Genomic DNA, 20,081 nt, shown 5'->3' with positions numbered 1-20,081 from the left:
AAGCGAAGACGGTTCCGATCATGTCACCTTCAGTACGATGGTCGCACGGACTCCTCCCTCTTCCCGGTTCTCAAGATCCAGCGTCCCTTGGTGCAGTTCGATGATCTTCCGGGAAACCGAAAGACCCAGCCCCGTTCCCATCCCCGTGGGCTTCGTGGTGAAAAACGGATCGTAGAGTTTACTCAGGTTCTCGGGGTCGATTCCGGGACCCGAGTCTTCAACCTCGATGAAGACCACGGGATCCCCCTCACGGAGATGGCCCGCCGTCCTCGCCCCTTCATCGCGCCCGCTTCCCACGAGCCGGCCCTGCCGCGATCTCACCACGATCTCGCCCGCACCCATGGCATGCATGGCATTGATCAGCAGGTTGACCAGCACCTGCTCGATCTTGGTGGCGTCCATCTTGATCTCCGGCAATTCATCGGCCAGGTCCTCGATCACTTTCACCCCACCCTTGCGGAGCTCATAGTCGACCAGTGCCAGGGAATCGCGAATGACCTGATTGGGGTTGACCGGCAGACGCTCGAGTTGCCGTGCCGACGAGAAATCGACCAGCCCCTTGATGATCGTCTTCGCCCGTTCGATCCCTCGCTTCATCCGCTCCAGCGTCTCGCGGCCCGTTTCGTCGTCCTCCGGAATCCTGCGGGCAAGAAGCTCCAGCCCCATGCCAATCATCGCGAGCGGATTCTTCACCTCGTGCGCCACGCCGGATGCCAGCCTGCCGATCGACTCCATCTTCTCCGCCTGGATCAGTTGCTCATGAGCGCGGGTCAGATTGTCATTCGCCAGCACGAGCTCCTCGTTGAGCTGGCCCATCGCTTGCTCCGCTTCCTTGCGGTCGGTGATGTCGGTGGAGATCCCCGCCGTGGCGTGGACGCGGCCACTCGCGTCGAACAAGGGGAATTTCACCGAGACATACCAGCGTGGCTCGCCGTCGACATAGAGGCGCTCGTCCATCTGGATGGACTTGCCCTTCTCGAGAACCTTCAGATCACTGTCCCGGAACCGGTCCGCGGCTTCAGGGTCGGCAATGAAGTCATGATCGGTGCGGCCCAGCACGTCCGCACGGTCGAGCCCGAACAACTCCTCATAGCCCCGGTTGACCATGAGGTAGCGGCCCGAAACATCCTTCATGTAAACGACCGCCGGGCTGTTATCCATCAACTCCTGGAGGTTCTGTTCGGTCTTCTCGAGCAGGGCCTTGGCACGCCGCTCCTCGGTCACATCGCGGTCCATCCCAACGATCCCCAGATACCGCCCTTCGGCATCAACCCACGGGACCTTGGTAGTCACCACGATCCTCCGCTCGCCCTTTTGCCCGCGGAGCTTCCACTCGCGGTTGATTACGGGGGTTCCCGTAGCAAGCAGGTTCAGGTCCTCGCGCGCCCCGGACTTCACCAGGGCCTCCGGGAAATAATCATCAGGGCGCTTCCCGAGCATCTCCTCGGGCGAAGAAGCCCCTACCCACTCGGCCATCGCCTTGTTCACGACAAGATAATGACGGCCCGGGTCGCGCACGAAGATCCTGTCGGGGAAACTGTCGATCAGGGAACGCAGCATGTTGCGCTCCTTCTCGAGCGTGTTCCGGGTCTCCATCAGTTCGGTGACGTTGCTCGACATCCCGAAGGTGCCGATGATCTCGCCCGCCCGATTGCGGAAAGGTTGCTTGGTCGTCAGCACCCAGCCCACCTTGCCATCGGCGAAGTTCTCGAACTCCACCTTGTCCTCGATCCCCTTCCCCGTGGCGAGGATCTGCCTCTCGTCGGCCAATGCCTGATCCGCGTGCTCGGGACCGAAGAAATCATGGTCCGTCTTGCCCAGAATATCGGCTGGGTGAGAACATCCGAACGACTCCGCCATCCCTTGATTCACCTTCAGAAAATGGGAATCCTCATCCTTGAAGTAGAGGTTGGCCGGGATGTTGTTCATCACCGTCTCAAAGTAGTGCTCCAGAATTTCGTATTCCTCACGCAGACGGACGAAATCGTGCTCGATCTTTTGCCGCTCATCGACCAGCTGCTGGGCGAGAATCTCAGCCTCCCGGCTGGCATCCCCCGCACGACGTCGCTGCTGCCAGGCAAGACTGGTGATGGCCAGTGCCCCAACGGCACCGGCCGCGGCACGCGATGGAGCCGACGACTCCCCCAGGGCCAACCAGAGGACCGCGAGGATGCCACAGAATGCCAGAGCGACCCGAAGGGCCCGTTCCACCCCCACGAGTTGACTTCTGCCAACGCCGACATCGTTTTCCTCCATTCCGATTGAAACATCAGAACACGGAAACGACCGGCCTTCCAAGGAAGAACCGCAGTCAGGGCGGAGGCAACCCGTCGCAGGAGCCGCCTTACTCGACCACCACCGGAGTGCCCAACTTGGTCTTCTTGAAGACCGTGGGCATCACCGAGCGTGGACCGCGGATGCACGCGTGAGAGGCCGGGTAGCGCGGCACCCGGCCGATGTGGTGACCCACACCGTCCCACGTCAGACGCATCCAGTAGGGCATCGATGCTCCGACGAACTTGCCACCTTCCGGGATCTCATCCTTGCGGGAGTCCGCATCGGAATTCACCACATTGCCTTCGGCATCGTAGATCTTGCCATAGGCATTCGAGCGCTTCTCGGCTTCCTTCTCGAGAATCTTGTATTCCCCCGTGGGAGTCGGGTGCGACTTGCGACCGGTCGAAACCGGGTAGTCGATCGCCACTTCCTCACCATTCATGAGAAAGCCACGCTGAAGCGGGATCGAGATGACAAGGCTGGAATTCTCAGCGCTCGTTCTGGCCAGCACCTCATCGTTCTTCCACACGTTGGATGTCTTGGGGTATCCGGGCTCCGCCTTGAAGTGCTCGTAAGTTCCTTCTTCGAACGGATTGATCGCATTGCCGTCCTTGTCGTAAGGCTTGCCGTCCGGGCCCAGCGTGTAGCCGGTGTCGGTAGCACAGCTCGCGAGAAACAGCGCCCCACCCAGAGCCATGGCCGGAGCCACCAGGCGGTAAACAAAAGATTTGGAGGGAGTCTTGGACATGAAGCGCGGGTCTATACCGGACGAATCCGAATTGTGCAATCCCCGGGCGTGACCACTATTTCCCCTCCGGATCGAGGGCCTCCGCCCGCTTGAGAAGCGCCCTCGCCGCCGATTCATTGCGTCCGTCCTCCAGCCAGATCCCCGCCAATCGCCTCAGCGCGGCGGCGGTTTCTCCCTTGGCTTCCGGTGGATACGCCTTGATCGCCGCCCTCAGCCGGGTCTCCGCTGCCTCGGTTTGGCCGGTTTCGAGAAGATGCTCGGAAAAGGCCAACTGGAAGCCCGGTTCCGTCGCCGGACCGTCCACCCCCGACAAGGATTCCGCCTCGCGGAACCTCCAGGCCGCCTGGTCCCGGGTCGATTCGTCCTCCTGGGTCGCAATCGCCAGCTTGACCGCCATGTCGGGATCCTCGGGGTGATCAAACAGCCCCTTCTCCAGCAAAAGCCGCGCGTCCCTCGGGCGCTCGAGCTCCATGAGCTCGTCCGCCAGTTCCAGGAACTCATCGGCATCCCCGCCACGGATCTTCAGCACCTGGACCGCATGTGGACGCGCCCGCTCCGGATCGTCCTGACGACGATAGAATTTCGCGAGCGTCTGATGGGCCAAGGCCTGCCGGGGGTCGATCGCCAGCACTTCCTTGAGACAAGCCTCACCCGCCTCCTCCTTCTTCGCCGCGAACAACAAAATTCCCAAACGCACCCGCAAATCGAGGGAGGCAGGCGCCGCCTCCGCATGCTTGCGTAGGACCTCGACCGCCTCGTCCAGACGTCCCGAGCGCCGGAAATGCTCACTCGCCGCCCGCGCCAGCACCGCATCCTCCGGCGAGCGCTCCAACGCCTGCAGATAGACCCCATCGATCTTGGCGCGCGCTTCCAGATCATCGCCAGGGAAAAGCGTCCGCGCCATTTCCGCCGCGGCGAGGGCCGCACTCGAACCTTCCTCGGCTGCCACCTTGTCAAACAAGCGCAGCGAATCCTCCCTCATGCCACGTTGCTCGTAGCTGCGGAAAAGCCGTCGGATGACCGGCAATGAATCGCCATGCTGCTCCAGCGCATTCTCCAGCACCTCACCGGCAAGCTTGGCCGCGAAGTCATCCCCAGGAGAGCTCTCGCGGAGGAAATCCGCATAAGTCACCTGGACCTCCAGACGCTCGGGGTGTCCCGACGCATACTCGCGATAGAGCGTCGATGCTCCGGCAATGTCTCCTTCCTCGAAGAGCCGGGTCGCCCTGCGCCGCACGAGAGGCCACGCCTCCGGATCTTCTTCGTAGGCCCGATCGAACCACGGTGCTCCGGACCCCCCCCTCGCTTCCTCCAGCACCCCACGGGCGAACTCCGCCTTCGGGTCGGCCTGAAGCGGCAGGGAGAGGATGATTGGCAACAGGACACGCATCAGCCCCGATCATTACCGCCCCGCCCGACACATCAATTCGAATCGCCCGATCCACCCACACCAAAATCCGCCCGATGACCGTACGCCAAACGAGGGATCCAGCGAACTGGATCCCCGATGGTGATTTGCGTTGATTTCAGTCAACAAGCGAGTCTCAACGCCGGAGCGTCAGGACTTGTAGCGGAGCCGCTTCTTGTGGCGGTTCTGCTTCATGCGCTTACGGCGCTTGTGCTTGCTGATCTTCGTCTTACGGCGCTTTTTGAGCGAACCCATGATCGTTGCAGTTTGTGGTTACGGTTGTTGCTAGGAAATTCAGGAAACGAGCTTGTTGAGCGGATACTCGATGATGCCCTCGGCACCCAGCTCCTTCAGAGCCGGAATGATGTGGCGGACCACCTTCTCTTCGATCACCACTTCGATCGCCACCCAGCCGTCTTCAGCCAAGGGTGAGACCGTCGAGCGACGGAGGGAGGGAAGCTTGTCCAGCGCTTGCTTGAGCTGACCTTCCGGTAGGTTCATCTTCAGGCCCACCTTGTCGCGGGCATCCAGTGCCGCCTTCAGCATCAGGCAAATGCGCTCCATCTTCTCACGCTTCCACTTGTCAGCCGCCGCTTCCGGGCTGGCGTAGAAGTGGGGGAATGAAGTCAGCAGGGTGTCGACGATGCGCAGCTTGTTGGCCTTGATCGACGATCCGGTTTCGGTCACGTCGACGATGGCATCGACAAGATCGGGCACCTTCACCTCGGTTGCTCCCCAAGAGAACTCGACGTCGGCCTTGATCCCCTTCTCGGCGAGATAGCGCTGGGTGATGCCCACGCCTTCCGTGGCGATGCGCTTTCCTTCGAGGTCTTCCGGCTTCTGGATCGGTGAATCTTCCGGCACGACCAGCACCCACTTGGTAGGGCGGACCGTCGCACGCGAATACGGCAGCTCAGCCAGGTCGACCAACTCCGTTCCCGCTTCGGTGGCCCAGTCCAGCCCGGTGATCCCGCAATCGAGGAAACCCTGGCCGATGTAGCGACCCACCTCCTGGGCCCGTATGAGGAACAAATCGAGATCCGCATCATCCGATGAAGGACGCAGCCCTCTCGACGAAACGTAAATGTTGTAGCCGGCCTTCTCGAGTAGATCGAGAGTCGGTTTCTCCAGGCTTCCTTTCGGGATTGCCAGTTTCAGGGATTTGGATTGCTCCTCTGCCATCGCGCGGGCGGCGGAGATAGCCGCAGATCCTTGGGAGCGCAAGGGAAGTTTTGTCCCGAAATCGCGGAAATCCACAGCCTGCACTCCCGGGACTCCCCCACCCGGAAGCCACTCGGCCACATCACCTCAGCTGAGCTGGGTCTCCACCAGGAAACGATAGGTCCCGGCTTGTGCCATCAATTCCTCGTGGGTCCCGCTTTCCGCGACCTTACCGTGGTTGATGACCAGGATCCGGTCGGCATGGCGCACCGTCGAGAGTCGGTGTGCGATGACCACACTTGTCCGCCCCTTCATCAGGGTTTCCAGCGCTTCGTTGACCAGACGTTCACTCTCGGCATCGAGCGCACTCGTCGCCTCATCCAGCAGCAGGATTTTCGGATCCGCAAGGACGGCCCGGGCGATTGCAATCCGCTGGCGCTGCCCTCCGGAAATCTTCACCCCACGGGGTCCGACCAGCGTCTCATAGCCCTCGGGCAGCGCGCTGATGAACTCATGCGCATTGGCATCCCGTGCCGCAGCCTCGACCTCCTCCATGGTCGCTCCCGGACGCCCATACTCGATATTCTCGCGGATGCTCCCTCCGAAAAGCAGGACCTCCTGAGGAACCACCGCCATCTCTCCCCTCAGCGATCCGAGCGAGAACTCCGTGGCATCCACCCCATCGAAGGTCACACGCCCCTCGTTCGGACGGTGAAAACCAAGAATCAGGGACATCGCCGTGGACTTGCCCGCACCCGATGGCCCAACCAAGGCAACACGCTGTCCGGCCTCAACCTCAAAGGAAGCTCCGTCCAGCACCAGGCGGTCCGGACGGGATGCGTAGGCGAACCCGACATTCTCGAAAGCAAGCGCCCCGTGAAGCTCGGCCCGGCGCGTGCCACCCTGCTCGATATCATGATCGAGAATTTCGCGGATGCGTTCAGTTGCCCCACTCATCGCCTGGAACTGCGAGACGATCTCCGGAAAGGACCCCAAGGACGCACCGACAAAGATACTGAAGAGGATGAAGCCGACGAATTCCTCGTTGGTCACATCGCCACGGACAAGCAAGTGCGCCCCCCACCACGCCACTCCGGCAATCGTTCCGAACATCACCAGAATGATGAACGAAAGGAACGCTGCACGAGCCAAGGCACCACGCATCGTCACACCAAAGAACTCGTCCAAGGCTCCCGAATACCGGCGCTCCTCGAAACCCTCGTTTCCGAAGGCCTTCACATCCTGAATGCTCTGGACCGATTCCTCGATGACCGTGCCCGACTCCGCGAGCGCGTCCTGCGCCGCCCGCGAATGCTTCCTCACCTTGCGCCCGAAAACCGCCACGGCCAGCACCACCACCGGCACACAGGCCAGCATCACGCAGGCGAGCTTCCACGAGAACCAGAATACCGCGGCCAAGCCACCCACCAGAATCACGATCTGCCTCACGGCTTGCGGAACCGTGCTCATGAGCGTCTCGCGCACGATGGTCAGATCCGCCGCCACCCGACTACTCAGGGCCCCTGCCCGCTGATCCTGGAAGAAGGAAACCGGCAGTTTCAGAAGATGCGAAAAGAGATCACGACGAAGCCCGTTCAGGGCGCCCTCACCGGACTTCATGAATCCCAACACCCGCCAGAAACCGATGAATGCCTGAAGGCACAGCGCGCCCACCAGCCACTTCAGATTGCGGTCCAGGCCCTCCTTCACGTGCTCCACATTCACCCCTTCCTTCCACGCATCCGCCGGATCCCCGATCAGATCCTTCAGCAGGAAAGGAAACACCAAGGCCAACCCGGCCGTGATGAACAGGGCCAACAGCGAGGGAATGAAGATCGATTTGTGCGGAGACAAGTAGGTCCAGAGCCACGCCAAAGCCGCGCCCGGTTTCATCTTCCCTTCCTCCTTCGTCTCCCCGTGTGTCGGCATCGGGACGATGGGAGCCCATCACCCCGCCGCCGTCAACGCCGACGACGCCCGATCACTCCCAGACCGACCACAAGGCAGGCGAAAATCCCCGGCTCTGGCACCCCGGTGATCGCAGCGATGTCGCCATGGTAGCTGCTGATCCGCGTTGCATAAAATCCGCTCGGTTCCGGTGCTCCCTCATCCTCGACGAGGGTCCAGCCGTCCCCATCACTGCCGACGTAGAGCCCCCGGGAGTCGAACAGCGCCGCGTTGAACTCGTTCGTATCGACCACATCGTTGTAGTCCCACAGGCCATCCACCGCGTAGTTGATGCCCGCCAGCTTCCAAACCCCGCCATCCTGAATGAACACCGCGCCGCCCGAATCCCCCGTCGAAAGGTGGGCCTCGTCACCACCCACTCCGAGATCGAAAGTGGAATAGAGGTAGTTCGCCCCACCCGCGGAAACCGTGGAATGGACCTCATTGGTGCCCCAGCGCGTCGCATGATCACTCGTCCCCCACTTCCACCCGATCGTCGCTCCGCTCATCTCCATCTCGGTCACGGCCGTCCCCCGCTGCGTCCCCCGCCCCATGACGACCAGTTCCTCACCCACTTCCCCGCTGCCGGTGTAGAGCGGTGCGTAGGAAGAAAAGGTCTCGTTGATCTTGAACACCCTCAGGTCAGTACTGCCGATGTTCCAGTATCCCGTGCCACCGTTGGCCGTCGTGTCGACCGTGTAGACCACGTCCGAACCGCCGTTGAAGTACCCCGTCGACACGAATGTCGACGACGGCACCCCGAGATGCTTCGCCGTGATGAAGAACTGCGGCGCGATCATGGTGCCGGTGAAATTCCCGAACTCTCCCTGAAACTGCCAGCCCGACCCGGCCACACTCCCGCCCGGTGCCACCTCCCGGTTGTGCGTAATGTCATCCGTCGCATGAAAAAGCACCGCCTCCACAGGAGCTACAGCCAGCATCAAGGCAGGAAGAATGAGCTTCATTCCCCACACCCTATCGACCGAACCATCTTCCCACAAGTCCGGGCGTCAGCGGAACCGGGCGGTGGGGCATCGAGTGATCAAGGAACCACGCCCTAACATGCTGGCAACCAACCCCTCCCTGCCACTCCCTGCGGTTCCCCGGAAAACCCCGGCGTTCTCATCGGCTCAGCCAAGAGGATTTTGCGCTTTCAACCCTCGGTTTTTGCGGATCACATGCGCGGCGTCATGATCCGCTACTTTTCCTTGGCAACTGTGAGTATTTGCATGGCCTTCTCACCATCGGTCGCATCGGCAGCCCTCGAAGTAGGCGACCCGGCGCCGCGCATCGCCCCGGGCAAATGGGCGCAGGGTGAGCCGGTCAAGGAGCTCGAGGGCGACAAGGTCTACATCGTCGAGTTCTGGGCGACCTGGTGCGGCCCGTGCATCACCGCCATTCCCCATATCGACGCGCTGTCCAGAGAGTTCGCCTCGGACGGGCTGGTCGTCGTCGGGCAGAATCTCGGCGAGGACGCCGCCAAAGTGGATCAGTTCGTGCGCAAGATGGGATCGAAGATGAGCTATCGCGTTGGCGTCGATGACGCCGCAGGCACGATGGCCAAAACTTGGCTGAAAGCCGCCGGCCAGAACGGCATCCCCTGCGCCTTCGTCGTCAACAAGCAGGGCAAACTCGCCTACATCGGTCATCCGATGAGCCTCGAGAAATCATTCCTCAAGAAACTCCTCGCCGAACCCGGCACCAAGCCAAAGACCGCCGACAAGGCGGCACCCGCCACACTGAGCGATGAAGCCAAGGCGCTGGCCACCAAGGCATCCGCCCTGCTCGCCGAGGGCAAACCGGAGGAAGCCGCCCCGGTCGTCGCCGCGCTCCACGAAGCACTCCCCGATGGATTCCGTCACATCGGCGGTCTCATGGAGCTCGACCTCATGATCGCACGGAAGCAGTACGACGACTCCGTGGCCCTGGCGGGAATCCTCGCCGAGGACTTCGAAGAGAAGCCGACCGTGGTGATTGCGGTGGCAAATTCACTCGCTCAGGCACCGGCTGCAACGCCCGCCATGCTCGACGCCGCCGCCGCGCTGGCCCAGCCCCTCTCATCCTCCGCCGCGCCGGTCAAGGCCGACGCCCTCGGAGTGCTGGCACTTGTTGCATTCAGAAAAGACGAACCCGACAAGGCGGTGCGCTTGCAGACTCAGGCGGTGGAATCTGCCGCCCCATCCCAAACCCCGGCCATGAAAGCCGCTCTCAAAGCCTACCAAGAGGGCCGCCTTCCCTGATCTCCAACTCCTTTTCCCCACACACCCTTCCATGATCGCGACTCAACCCCATTTTGTCACCGCCGTCCGCGAACGCGTCGGCGAGGTCGTCGTCGGCCAAGACGTCGTCGTAGAACGAATGATGATCGCCCTGCTGACCGGAGGTCACCTGCTCCTCCTCGGCGTCCCCGGCACCGCCAAGACACTGATGGTCAACACCGTCGCCAAAGCGGTGGCCCTGAAGTTCGGCCGCGTGCAGTTCACCATCGACATGCTGCCTTCCGACATCCTCGGCTCCGAGCTGTTGGATCAGGCGAGCGGCGAATTCCGCACCCACAAGGGCCCCGTCTTCACCAACCTGCTGCTGGCCGATGAAATCAACCGGGCGGCGCCGAAGGTCCAGAGCGCGCTGCTGGAGGCCATGCAGGAACGGAAGGTCACCATCGGCAACGCCAGCCACCCCCTGCCCACCCCGTTCCTCGTCATCGCCACCCAGAACCCGGTCGAGCAGGCAGGCACCTTCGAGCTGCCGGAAGCCCAACTCGACCGCTTCATGCTGTGCCACCGAATCGGCTACCCGACCCCCGACCAGGAGGAAACGGTGCTCCGCCGCCAACTCGGCATGGGCCTCAAACACGTCGACGGCGGCGCCGTTCCCAAGACGGCCTTCGACATGATTTCCGACGAACCGGTCTGCGGCCTCCCCGATCTCATCGCAGCGATGGAAACCGTCCAGAAGGTGCATGTGAGCGACGTCTTCATGAAGCACTGCGTGGAACTCGTCCGGCTGACCCGCGAACATCCCGCCATGGAGCTGGGCTGCTCGCCACGTGCGGCTCTCGCCATCGTCCAGGCGGCACGCGCACGCGCCTTCGTGATGGAGCGTGACTTCGTCACCCCGGAAGACCTCTTCGAACTCGCGGAGGATGTCGTCCTTCACCGCATCCGGCTGAGCTACGAAGCCCTGGCCGAAGGACGGAAACCGGAAGATGTCCTCGAAGAGATCCTTCACCAGTTGGGCTGATCCACGTCATGCCGGACGACGCACCACTCGCTGACGACCCGCTCGACGCGCGGCAATTCGAGATCGTCGTTCGCCGCTTGGCCGACGCACTCGCCTACGGTCAGGAAAGCTCACCCTTTCTCGGCGCGGGCATCGAGTATGTGCAGTCCCGCCTCTATCAGAATGGCGACCCGGTCAAATTCATCGACTGGCGGGTCACCGGGCGCACCGGGCGTTTCCATGTGAAGGAATACGAAGCCCCACGCCAGATGCCAGTCTATCTGTTGGTCGACACCTCAGCCTCGATGCGGGTGGGAACCTGCTCGCCGAACAAATACGCCTGGGCAGTTAGGATCGCAGGAGGCCTCGCTCTGGCCGCCGTCGAGCACATGAACCCCGTCGGCATCATGAGCGTCGGAGACTGCGGGCTCCACCACACACCCTCGCTTTCCCGGGGATCGATCATGCAGTGGCTCCACCAGCTTCGCAAAGGATCATCCGGAGGTGGAACCAGCCTCGGCAGGAAGGTGCGCGAGCTGATTCCCCGCGTCGAACAGCGCTGTCTGTTCGTCGTCATCAGCGACCTCCACGACCCCGATGGTGTGGCGGCGATCAAGCGCATGGCCCAGGACCACGACTGCATGGTCCTTCACCTGGAGGACCCCGCCGAGCGCGGCGCGCTGAAAGCCGGTTTCTTCCGGGGTGTCGAGGCGGAGACCGGCAAGTCCTTCGTCACCCACGGCCATCGGCAATTCCCGGGCAACGGCGATGGCAACCAACTCGCTCAAGCCGGCATCTCCTACCTGCATCTGCCGATCGACCAGCCGGTGGTTTCGAGCCTCCGGCATTTCATGAAAAACCGTGCCGGATCGGCGAGACGCGGATGAGAACCTTGGTCGCCATCATCGTCCTCGTGCACGGAGCGCTGGCACTGGCCACCGAGCCGCCGGAGGACTCGCACGCCCTCGGCATCGAAGAGGGAAACCGCGTGACTCTGGAGCGAGGTGACTACATTCCCCGCCCCCTCGACGACCGCACTCCCCTGATCGTTCGACTCGGCGAAGTCTCGCCGGTCGATGACGGGTTTTCCTACCAGTTCCACTTCATTGGCTTCGAGCCCGGGGAGTATCGGCTGGCCGACTACCTGATGCATCCTGACGGCAGCCCCGCGACCGAACTGGGAGAACGAACCTTCACCGTGGGAACCATCCTGCCGAACGATCACGATGGATCACTCACCGAATTCGTGCCATCCACGGTCCCCTGGTTCGGCGGCTACCGGATTCTCCTGATTGCTTTGGGAATCGTGTGGATCCTCGGATGGATCGCACTCGCCTGGTTCGGCCGACGCAAACGAACGGTCGAAGACGAAGTGACCGCAGCGGCCGAACCCGACCTCGCCGAGCAACTGCGACCCTACGTCGAACAAGCCGCCGCAGGAGAACTCAACAGCCGCGGACAAGCCGAACTCGAACGCCTGCTGACCGCCTACTGGCGCGACCGCCTGAAGCTCCCCCAACAGCGCATGGCAAGCGAGTTGGCGGCACTGCGCAAGCACCCGGAAGCGGGTGGCTTGATTCAGGCACTCGAGCGCTGGCTCCACCACCCTGACGGCGCATCAGACGATGAGATCGAGAGCCTTCTGGCCCCCTATCGGACGAGCGGAAAGGAGGCCATCCCGTGAGCTTCCACCATCCCGCATTCCTGTGGCTGCTCGCCCTGCCCCTGATCTGGGGGTTTTGGCAATGGGTGCGTCGCGGTCATGCCGTCGCCCTCCCTTTCGACCATGGCGGACTCCGTGAAGGGCGGGTGCTGCGGTTCTTCATCCACCTCGCCGGAAGCCTGCCCGCCGTCCTGCTCGCGGTGGCCGTGTTGATGCTCGCCGGCCCCCGACGCCCCGCCCCGCCGACCGATGAGCGGGTGCTCAACAACATCCTCCTGTGCATCGATGTCTCGGGATCGATGAGCGTCCCGTTCGGTGGGAACGGCACCCGGTTCGAGGCCGCCGTGGCCGCCGCGCAAGCGTTCTGCGACTTCCGCGAAGGGGACGCCTTCGGCCTGACCGTCTTCGGCTCCGAATACCTTCACTGGGTGCCCCCGACCCGAGAGCTGTCGGCGGTTTCCAATGCGATGAAATACGTCCGCCCCTCGAACATGCCCGGATGGATGGGCGGCACCCTCATCGCCAATGCCCTGCGCGGGTGCCGCGAACAACTGCTCCAGGTCGCCGAGGGCGACAGGGCCGTCGTTCTCATCAGTGACGGATCCAGCGCCGACTTCAACAATGGAGGCGATCGCGCCGTCGCCGAAGAACTGGCGGCCGACGGGATCCGCGTGTTCGGAATCCTGATCGGAGATGGTGCTGGCGCCGGTGGCTTGGAAACCGTCTCCGCCGCGACTGGAGGCAAGATGTTCGTCGTCGGCGACTCGGGAGCCCTCGACGAGGTCTTCCGCGAAATCGACCGGATGCAGAAAGCCCGCTTCAAGCCATCGACCGCCGACTGGGTCGACTACCACGAACCTTTCGCCATCGCCGGGCTCGCCGCCCTGCTGCTGTATGCACTCACCCTTCTCGGACTCCGCTACACCCCGTGGTAATGATGTGGCACGCTGAAAACCTCCCCGCCATCGCACTCGGCGCCGCTCTGGCGACCGCGCTGCTCGCGGGTCTGGGCGAATGGCTCCACGCCCGGCGCATCCGGCGGATCGCTCCGCTTGCCTTCGGCCCGGATGCCCAGCCCCGTGCGTGGACCCGCGCCATCCCATGGCTGCGGGTCGCAGCCATCGCCACCGCCGCGTGGTCGCTTGTGACTTTGGTCTCCTTTGACAACCGAACCCGCGAAAGCAAGACGGGCAACAACGTCGAGCGACACCTCGTCGTCATGCTCGATGTCTCACCCTCGATGCTGCTGACGGATGCCGGCGAGTCCGGCGAGATGACCCGCAACGCCCGGGCCGCCGAAGTGCTCAAGTCGGTGCTCGACCAGCTGCCCGATGAACACGTCAGCCTGACCGCCCTCGGCTTCTATACCGAAGCCCGGATGCTCGTCGAACGCTGCCGCGATCGCGAACTCCTCCTCCACCTTGCCTCCGGCACCCCCTTCCACATCACCTACAAGCCGGGAAAGACCGACATCCTCGCCTCGGTCAATGAGGCCGGCAAGCTGATCAAGGACCTCCCCCGGAAGTCGGCCACCTTGTTGATTCTATCCGATGGCGACAGCTTGCCGCCGACCGGCCTGCAACCGCTGCCACCCGCGGTCGCACAGGCGGTGGTCATCGGGGTCGGCGACCCGGCCCGCGGATCCTTCATCGACGGCCACCAATCGCGCCAGGACACCGCGAATCTCGGGCAGTTGGCCCGCCGCCTCGGAGCCCGCTACTACGACTGCAACTTCCGCCCCCTTCCCCGCGAAGCACTCGAGTCACTCACCGCCGAACCTTCCGTCGGCTCGAAGTGGCGCGTCGACCGCCGCATGGCCGCCTTGCTGTTGCTCGCCGGCTCGACCAGTATGCTGGTCTTGATCCCCCTTTTCCTCGATGCCTTCGGCAGCCCGTGGCGCCATCGCCCTGCCTCCCTGAATCCTCAAACCTCACCATGATCCGATGAAACGCTATCTCGCTCTACTATGGCTGCTCCTGCCACTGCCCGTCGTCGTGCTGCATTTCAGCCACGGTCAGGATTGGCTGGAAGTCGATCAGGCACGCGTGCTCGTCCGCGAAGGCGAGCTGGCGGAAAAACGGGGCGACTGGGCGACAGCCGACAAGTCATTCCGGGACGCGGCCAAGCTGGTCGCAACCTCCGAGCCGGACCTGAAGCTTCGCCTCGACCTCGCCCAGATCCGCACCCGCTTCCGGACCGGTGAAGCCGTGGAGGCCATCGACCTCTCCGAGTCGCTGGTCAACGACCCGGGCTTCTCCTCCATGCCCAAGTCCTTCCGCGGTGAAGCCCGCGAGCTGTCTGGCCGCATCCACTACTATGCCGCCTGGGTGATGCGCCTCGAAGGCGCCCAGCGGGAATTGTGGATGGAGGAAGCCGAGCTCGCGCGACAGAATTACCGCATGCTCGCCGAGGAATTCAGTGATTCGGGAGACCCCGAGCGACACCAGAAGGATCTCGAGTCCGCCGTGCAACTCCAGCGCCTCAGCCTGACCGAGTTGATGGCCCGACCGCTGCCGAAGGAAGGCCAGTGCATGGCCAACCAAGGGCTCAGCGAGCAAATGGCCAAACGCCGCGGACAACGGGGCAAGCAACCCGGCCGCGGACCCTCCGGTGACGGACCTCCGAAGTCCGGAGCCGGCCTCGATCGCTTCAAACCCGGATCAGGTTCCTGACCCACCCGACCCATCACTGCCATGAAAACCACCATTTCGAGCCGATCGATCCTGCTGATGCTGGGGTTGTGGACCGCTGTCACCGCTCAAACTACGGTCATTCCCGTACCTGACCCGACCACCGGTAACCCGCTCCTGGAAACCCTGGAGGCACCGCTCCCGGATGCCGCCGTCGACGCCGCCGAAGCAGAACCCGCGGAGCCGGAGAAGGACCTCGCCGCAGAGCTGCAGGAACTCAAGTTCGACCGGTCCCCCCAGGCGATTTTCGAGGTCCTTCGCAACCGCGAAGCCAAGGACGAGTTGACTCCCGTCGAAGAATTCCAATATGCCGTTTTGTTCGGTGACTGGAAGGCGGTCGAGGCCACCCTGGACTCGCTCCCGATCGACAAGGCCCGCCCGGTTTACACCAAGCTGATCTCAAGCCTCGCCAATCAGGCCGTGCCCGTCGGCAAGCTCCTCAGCGAACCCGCCCGCCCATCGGATGGCGAGGACCCCTACGCCGCCCGCCGCCGGATGTCCCAGCAGCAGCAGGAGAACCGTGAGAAACGCAAACTCCCCGCGCCCATTCTCAGTGAGGACTTCTACGGATTGGTGTCCGCCGCACCCGGCGGCCTGACCGAGGACCAACTGCCATCCGTCGCCAAGCTCGCCGAAGTCGCGCTCGGCGATGGAGGACGGCAGACCCTCGTCAAACGCCTCGAGGAAGGCTGGCAGGGCCTCGGTGGCGACACCAAGGAAGGCGCGATGCTCGCCACCCAGCTCCTCTCGAAGCTCGGCTGGATCCGCGATGCCGCCCCGTTCCTCCCCCTCGACGAGGAAGCATGGAAAAAGGCCGACCTGACCCAGTTGGTCTACGCGATGGAATACTTCACCACCCTCGGGATCGAGGACCGAGACGAACGCCAGTTTGCCAAGGCCGCGGAAGTCTGCGCCATCCTGATGAAGTCATCACGCATCGGCAACTACACCCGCCCCCAGTTCCGCCTCGCCATGGAGCGCCTGGTCGCGCTCCTCCCCGCCCTCGAACCGGACGTCGCCCAAAAACTGATTCAGGAACACCTGTTCTCCCAACGCGCGACCCTTTCCGACCTCATCGCCATCTTTGGCGAGCAGGGCCAGAAGGCATCACTGGATGACGACCTGCAGGCCCGCACCGACAGCCTCGGCACCCAGCGACTGATTCTCGACAGCCTGAAAACCATGGAGGAAGCACTCCCCCCGAATGTGTCCGTGCTGGTCCTCAACTGGCTTGCCGAAGCGGAAGCCTGCTATCGGGCCGGCGGGGTCGTGGCCACCGAGATGACCCAGGCCCAACGGATGATGCTCCAGCGCTACGGGATGCTCAACCAAGCGGAGGTGAAGACCCTCGCCACCCCTCAGATTCTTGAATCCGCACCGCCGCTCGAAATCGTCGAGCGCCTCAACCCCGGCCTCACCCAGCGCGTCCGACTGACCTTGCTCAAGCTCGAAGTGCTGGACTCGGACTCGCTTGATATGGACAGCGTGCGGCAATACGCCGAGGAGCATCCAGGCCTGGAAAGGCAGATCTGTGAGGACATCCTCGCCGCCTGGGTGGCCAAGCAGAGCAAACCCGCGGAGGACAGCCGGGTGAAGCAGATGCGGGCCTACGGCATGTACGTTCCTCCTCAACTCGCCGCCAGCGGACAGAGCATTCCCCTGACCCGCCTCCGCCAGAATCAGAACATCGAGGAACTGAAAGGCCTGCTTGCCGAACTGCGTGGCATCTCGCCGGAACCCATCGACCCTTCCCTGGTCGTCGAAGCCTTCATGGCCCTGCACAGCGGTGCGGAGGTCTATCAGCTCGATGACATCGTCGCCATCTTCGGCCCCCCTGAATCGATGGTCCGCGCCGAACTGCTCAACCTGCTGGAAGGCATGCGTGCCCGACTCGGTGAGGAGTGGCAGGATCCCGCGACCCAGCAGCAGGCGAATACCAACCGCACCAAGGAAGAAACCAAGGACGAGGTTTCACGCGGCTACCGCACCGCTCTCGAACTCGCCAAACGGGGCATCCCCGACGACGACTCGGACTGGCGCGCACTCATCACCCGCGGCCGTCTCTTCTACGACGCCTCGCAGTATGAATTCGACCGCCAGATCAAGCTAACCGACTACGTGGACCTGCGGGACGGCGCGTTTTCCAGCTTCCGCGCAGCGGCGGAGACCTACGCCAAGGACACCGAATCGATGCCGGAAGGCCAGTGGACCGTCGAGCCCTATCAGGCGTGGTTCCTCGTCATGCTCGGTGCCAGCGACCTGGCCCAACTGACCAGCAACACCGCACGCACCGACCCGGGACTGCAGTCGATTGGCGACGCCATGAGGGCCCTGCCCGGCGAAGCCGCCGAAGCGCACCTCACCATGTTCGGCGAGATGTTGGGCACCCTGTTTCCACGAGTGCCTGCGAATGTGCGACAACGCTTCCTCTCATCCGGTCTCAAGATCATCGGCGAAGATCATCCGGCCGCGGAGGCCGCCACCCGGTCGCTCGACTACTACCGGGAGCTTCTCGATGAAATCCAGCTCCGGGTGACCGTCGACGGACCCACCGACGTCGGCCACGGTCATCCCTTCGGCATCTACATCGGGCTCGAATCAACCCGCCAGTTGCTCCGCGAGAGCGGTGGCTACGGCAAATACCTGAGGGGCCCCGGCTCGGCCAGAATGGGAGGCGCCCAACAACGCGACCTGCGGGGCGACTTCGAACGCAACATCCACGCCGCCCTCGACGAGACCTTCGAGGTCGTCTCGCTCACCTTCCACGACTCCGGAGTGAAGCCCATCCCCCTGTCACGCGAAGGCTGGACCGAGACCCCCATGGTCTATGCCGTGCTGCAGGCGAAGAATGCCGCGGTCGACCGGATCCCATCCATCCAGCTCGACATGGACTTCGTCGACCAGCCCGGTCAGGTCGTCCTGCCCGTGATCTCCCAGGTCCAGCCCATCAATGCCCGGCCTGACGATGTGCCGCCGCGCCCCTGCCCCGAACTCGCCTTGTCCGTCACCATGGACGAGCGCGACTGGAGCGAAGGCCTCCTCACCGTGGACATCTCCGCCACGGGCCAAGGCATCATCGCCGACCTCGACGAGTGCTTCGAGTATCAGCGCGATGGATTCGAGACCGAAGTCGTCGATGGCACGCTCGCCATCATCGAGTTCGTCAGTGACGGATCGTCGAGGGCACCGCGCGCCGACCGGAACTGGCAGATCACCTACCGCCGCCAGCCGGACTTTGAAGCCACCGAGCGCTTCCCGCTTCCACAACCCATCGGCTCGGCGGAGTCCGCGACCCTCGAATACAAATTGTATCGCGACACCGACCTGATCGACCTCGATGCCGAAGAAGCTGCGGAAGGCATCGCCCTTTCCGTCCTTGGTCAGACCCACCTGACCCGCTGGCTGTTGGCTGCGGGTGGTCTGCTCGTGGTGATTCTCCTGCTGTGGAAAGTCCTCCGCTCAAGGAAGACCGAAGTCGTTGCCGAGCAGCGGCTCACAGCTCCTGAAAACGTGACTCCATTCTCCACCGTCGTCTTCCTGCGCCGCGTGCGCAGCGAAGTGGGAGACAAGCTGTCGGAGAAGGATCGCGAAGCCATCACCTCACAGATTCGCGAAATCGAAACCTCATGCTTCGGGCGCGAGGAACAGCCGGCACCCGACCTGCAGAAGGTCGTCAAGCAATGGCAGAAGGTCGCCCGCCACGCCGCATGAGCTGAACACCGCGCAGCCCGGTCATCGCCGGATTCGAAGCCACTTCGGAACCCGGCGAGCCACTCGACTCTCGAGCCACCCGAACGGGTCGGCTCAGAGTCGCTTCAGCGCCTCCTCGCGCGCCCAGGCATCGGCGGACACCACGGCATCCAAGGATGAGGCGTCTGCGCATGCATGCGCGTCCATCGTGGCTTCCACGACACGCCAGATTCCCGGGAAGCTGAGTCGACGGTCCACGAAGGCATCCACCGCAACCTCGTTGGCCGCATTGAACACCGCCGGCAGGGTCCCACCCTTCAGACCCGCGGTGCGCGCCAACCTCAGCGCCGGGAAGTCACTCTCACGGGGAGCCTCGAAATCCAGCTTGGCCAACTCCGCGAAATCGAGCGGCTGCAAGCCGCCCTTCAAGCGCTCGGGCCAGGTGAGCGCATACTGAATCGGGAACCCCATGTCCGTGCGGCTCAGCTGGGCAAGCACCGAGCCGTCGACGAACTCGACCATGGAATGAACGATGCTCTGGGGATGCACGATCACGTCGATCTTCTCCATCCCGATCCCGAACAACCATCGTGCCTCGATCATCTCGAGCCCCTTGTTGAAAAGCGTCGCGGAATCGATCGTGATCTTCCGGCCCATCTCCCAGGTTGGATGCTTCAGCGCCTGTTCCAGCGTCACCTGCTCGAGCTGGTCCGCCGGCATCGTCCGGAATGGACCACCCGAGGCTGTTAGGATGAGCCGTGAAACTTCATCGGCACCACCACGGTGACCGTCGAGGCATTGGAAAATCGCGTTGTGTTCGCTGTCCACCGGCAGCAGGCGCACTCCGTGCCTTTCGGCCGCAGCCGTGACCACCTCACCGGCCATCACGAGTATCTCCTTGGATGCAACCGCCAGATCCTTACCCGCCTCGATCGCGGCGAGCGCAGGCTGCAAACCGGCCGTTCCCACGATGGCCACAAGCACCATGTCGGCCTCCGCCAGCGTCGCCAACTCGGTCAATCCTTCCTCACCCACGCGGACGCGCACGCCCTCGGGTAGCAGCGAGCGCAACTCCGCTTCTTTCGAGGCGTCATAAATCGCCACCTCGCGAACCCCGGTTTCACGCACCTGCTCGGCCAGGGCCTCCACACTGGAGTTGGCTGCCAGGCCGATCAACTCCACCCGTTCGGGCAACTGCCTCGCCACCTCAAGGGTCGAACCTCCGATCGAGCCCGTCGAACCGAGCAAGACCACCTTTTTCCTCTTCGTCACTCC

At 63.2% G+C, this 20,081-nt stretch carries 16 protein-coding genes; 8 read left to right on the top strand and 8 right to left on the bottom strand.

Features of this window, described 5'->3' with window-relative positions; translation table 11 throughout:
- Positions 1-18 precede the first annotated feature (18 nt).
- The 7 genes from JIN81_RS01675 to JIN81_RS01645 all read right to left on the bottom strand — a co-directional run bounded on the left by JIN81_RS01675 (position 19) and on the right by JIN81_RS01645 (position 8,506).
- Positions 19-2,256, bottom strand: a complete 2,238-nt coding sequence (locus tag JIN81_RS01675) for a PAS domain-containing protein (RefSeq protein ID WP_200275656.1) — start codon at positions 2,254-2,256, stop codon at positions 19-21.
- An 88-nt stretch (positions 2,257-2,344) separates the two neighbouring features.
- The gene (locus JIN81_RS01670) at positions 2,345-3,025 is read right to left on the bottom strand and encodes a L,D-transpeptidase family protein (RefSeq protein WP_200275654.1); all 681 of its coding nucleotides are present in this window, start codon (positions 3,023-3,025) and stop codon (positions 2,345-2,347) included.
- A 55-nt stretch (positions 3,026-3,080) separates the two neighbouring features.
- Entirely contained in the window at positions 3,081-4,415 is a 1,335-nt protein-coding gene (locus JIN81_RS01665; protein ID WP_200275652.1) for a tetratricopeptide repeat protein, read from the bottom strand.
- 168 nt (positions 4,416-4,583) lie between these two features.
- The gene (locus JIN81_RS01660) at positions 4,584-4,688 is read right to left on the bottom strand and encodes an AURKAIP1/COX24 domain-containing protein (RefSeq protein ID WP_200275650.1); all 105 of its coding nucleotides are present in this window, start codon (positions 4,686-4,688) and stop codon (positions 4,584-4,586) included.
- Positions 4,689-4,727: 39 nt separating this feature from the next.
- Positions 4,728-5,615: an ATP phosphoribosyltransferase gene (gene hisG, locus JIN81_RS01655; RefSeq protein WP_200275648.1), complete on the bottom strand. Its 888-nt coding sequence runs from the start codon at positions 5,613-5,615 to the stop codon at positions 4,728-4,730.
- 126 nt (positions 5,616-5,741) lie between these two features.
- Positions 5,742-7,523: an ABC transporter ATP-binding protein gene (locus JIN81_RS01650; RefSeq protein ID WP_200275646.1), complete on the bottom strand. Its 1,782-nt coding sequence runs from the start codon at positions 7,521-7,523 to the stop codon at positions 5,742-5,744.
- 32 nt (positions 7,524-7,555) lie between these two features.
- On the bottom strand, positions 7,556-8,506 hold the full coding sequence (locus JIN81_RS01645) for a trypsin-like serine protease (protein ID WP_200275635.1): 951 nt from the start codon (positions 8,504-8,506) through the stop codon (positions 7,556-7,558).
- Between the two features lie 225 nt (positions 8,507-8,731).
- Between JIN81_RS01645 and JIN81_RS01640 the strand changes: the two genes are divergently transcribed.
- The 8 genes from JIN81_RS01640 to JIN81_RS01605 are packed head-to-tail and all read left to right on the top strand — an operon-like array spanning position 8,732 to position 18,827.
- Entirely contained in the window at positions 8,732-9,781 is a 1,050-nt protein-coding gene (locus JIN81_RS01640; protein WP_234044373.1) for a TlpA disulfide reductase family protein, read from the top strand.
- Between the two features lie 31 nt (positions 9,782-9,812).
- Positions 9,813-10,784, top strand: a complete 972-nt coding sequence (locus JIN81_RS01635; RefSeq protein ID WP_200275630.1) for an AAA family ATPase — start codon at positions 9,813-9,815, stop codon at positions 10,782-10,784.
- Positions 10,785-10,792: 8 nt separating this feature from the next.
- Positions 10,793-11,650, top strand: a complete 858-nt coding sequence (locus JIN81_RS01630) for a DUF58 domain-containing protein (protein WP_200275627.1) — start codon at positions 10,793-10,795, stop codon at positions 11,648-11,650.
- On the top strand, positions 11,647-12,447 hold the full coding sequence (locus JIN81_RS01625) for a hypothetical protein (protein ID WP_200275626.1): 801 nt from the start codon (positions 11,647-11,649) through the stop codon (positions 12,445-12,447). The genes JIN81_RS01630 and JIN81_RS01625 overlap by 4 nt, the downstream gene beginning before the upstream one ends.
- On the top strand, positions 12,444-13,361 hold the full coding sequence (locus JIN81_RS01620) for a vWA domain-containing protein (protein ID WP_200275624.1): 918 nt from the start codon (positions 12,444-12,446) through the stop codon (positions 13,359-13,361). Before JIN81_RS01625 ends, JIN81_RS01620 begins: the two co-directional genes overlap by 4 nt.
- Positions 13,361-14,365, top strand: a complete 1,005-nt coding sequence (locus JIN81_RS01615; protein ID WP_200275622.1) for a vWA domain-containing protein — start codon at positions 13,361-13,363, stop codon at positions 14,363-14,365. Before JIN81_RS01620 ends, JIN81_RS01615 begins: the two co-directional genes overlap by 1 nt.
- 4 nt (positions 14,366-14,369) lie before the next feature.
- Positions 14,370-15,098 (top strand): hypothetical protein, encoded by a 729-nt coding sequence (locus tag JIN81_RS01610; protein ID WP_200275621.1) that lies wholly within the window; start codon positions 14,370-14,372, stop codon positions 15,096-15,098.
- Between the two features lie 21 nt (positions 15,099-15,119).
- Positions 15,120-18,827, top strand: coding sequence for a hypothetical protein (locus JIN81_RS01605; RefSeq protein ID WP_200275619.1), 3,708 nt, complete (start codon positions 15,120-15,122; stop codon positions 18,825-18,827).
- 93 nt (positions 18,828-18,920) lie between these two features.
- On the opposite strand, the gene JIN81_RS01600 is transcribed toward JIN81_RS01605, so the two are convergent.
- A complete protein-coding gene (locus JIN81_RS01600) occupies positions 18,921-20,078 on the bottom strand; it encodes a 1-deoxy-D-xylulose-5-phosphate reductoisomerase (protein ID WP_200275617.1) in 1,158 nt (385 codons plus the stop codon).
- Positions 20,079-20,081 lie beyond the last annotated feature (3 nt).

It is taken from the genome of Haloferula rosea, assembly GCF_016595525.1.
Lineage (GTDB): Bacteria > Verrucomicrobiota > Verrucomicrobiia > Verrucomicrobiales > Akkermansiaceae > Haloferula > Haloferula rosea.
Note: the sequence above shows the minus strand (reverse complement) of the source record. Positions and strands in the feature narration are given on the sequence as shown.

Excerpts from the sequence above, each read along its gene's own strand:
- JIN81_RS01675 (WP_200275656.1), bottom strand. The coding sequence starts at position 2,256 with ATGGAGGAAAACGATGTCGGCGTTGGCAGAAGTCAACTCGTGGGGGTG.
- JIN81_RS01670 (WP_200275654.1), bottom strand. The coding sequence starts at position 3,025 with ATGTCCAAGACTCCCTCCAAATCTTTTGTTTACCGCCTGGTGGCTCCG.
- JIN81_RS01665 (WP_200275652.1), bottom strand. The coding sequence starts at position 4,415 with ATGCGTGTCCTGTTGCCAATCATCCTCTCCCTGCCGCTTCAGGCCGAC.
- JIN81_RS01660 (WP_200275650.1), bottom strand. The coding sequence starts at position 4,688 with ATGGGTTCGCTCAAAAAGCGCCGTAAGACGAAGATCAGCAAGCACAAG.
- hisG (WP_200275648.1), bottom strand. The coding sequence starts at position 5,615 with ATGGCAGAGGAGCAATCCAAATCCCTGAAACTGGCAATCCCGAAAGGA.
- JIN81_RS01650 (WP_200275646.1), bottom strand. The coding sequence starts at position 7,523 with ATGCCGACACACGGGGAGACGAAGGAGGAAGGGAAGATGAAACCGGGC.
- JIN81_RS01645 (WP_200275635.1), bottom strand. The coding sequence starts at position 8,506 with ATGAAGCTCATTCTTCCTGCCTTGATGCTGGCTGTAGCTCCTGTGGAG.
- JIN81_RS01640 (WP_234044373.1), top strand. The coding sequence starts at position 8,732 with ATGATCCGCTACTTTTCCTTGGCAACTGTGAGTATTTGCATGGCCTTC.
- JIN81_RS01635 (WP_200275630.1), top strand. The coding sequence starts at position 9,813 with ATGATCGCGACTCAACCCCATTTTGTCACCGCCGTCCGCGAACGCGTC.
- JIN81_RS01630 (WP_200275627.1), top strand. The coding sequence starts at position 10,793 with ATGCCGGACGACGCACCACTCGCTGACGACCCGCTCGACGCGCGGCAA.
- JIN81_RS01625 (WP_200275626.1), top strand. The coding sequence starts at position 11,647 with ATGAGAACCTTGGTCGCCATCATCGTCCTCGTGCACGGAGCGCTGGCA.
- JIN81_RS01615 (WP_200275622.1), top strand. The coding sequence starts at position 13,361 with ATGATGTGGCACGCTGAAAACCTCCCCGCCATCGCACTCGGCGCCGCT.
- JIN81_RS01610 (WP_200275621.1), top strand. The coding sequence starts at position 14,370 with ATGAAACGCTATCTCGCTCTACTATGGCTGCTCCTGCCACTGCCCGTC.
- JIN81_RS01605 (WP_200275619.1), top strand. The coding sequence starts at position 15,120 with ATGAAAACCACCATTTCGAGCCGATCGATCCTGCTGATGCTGGGGTTG.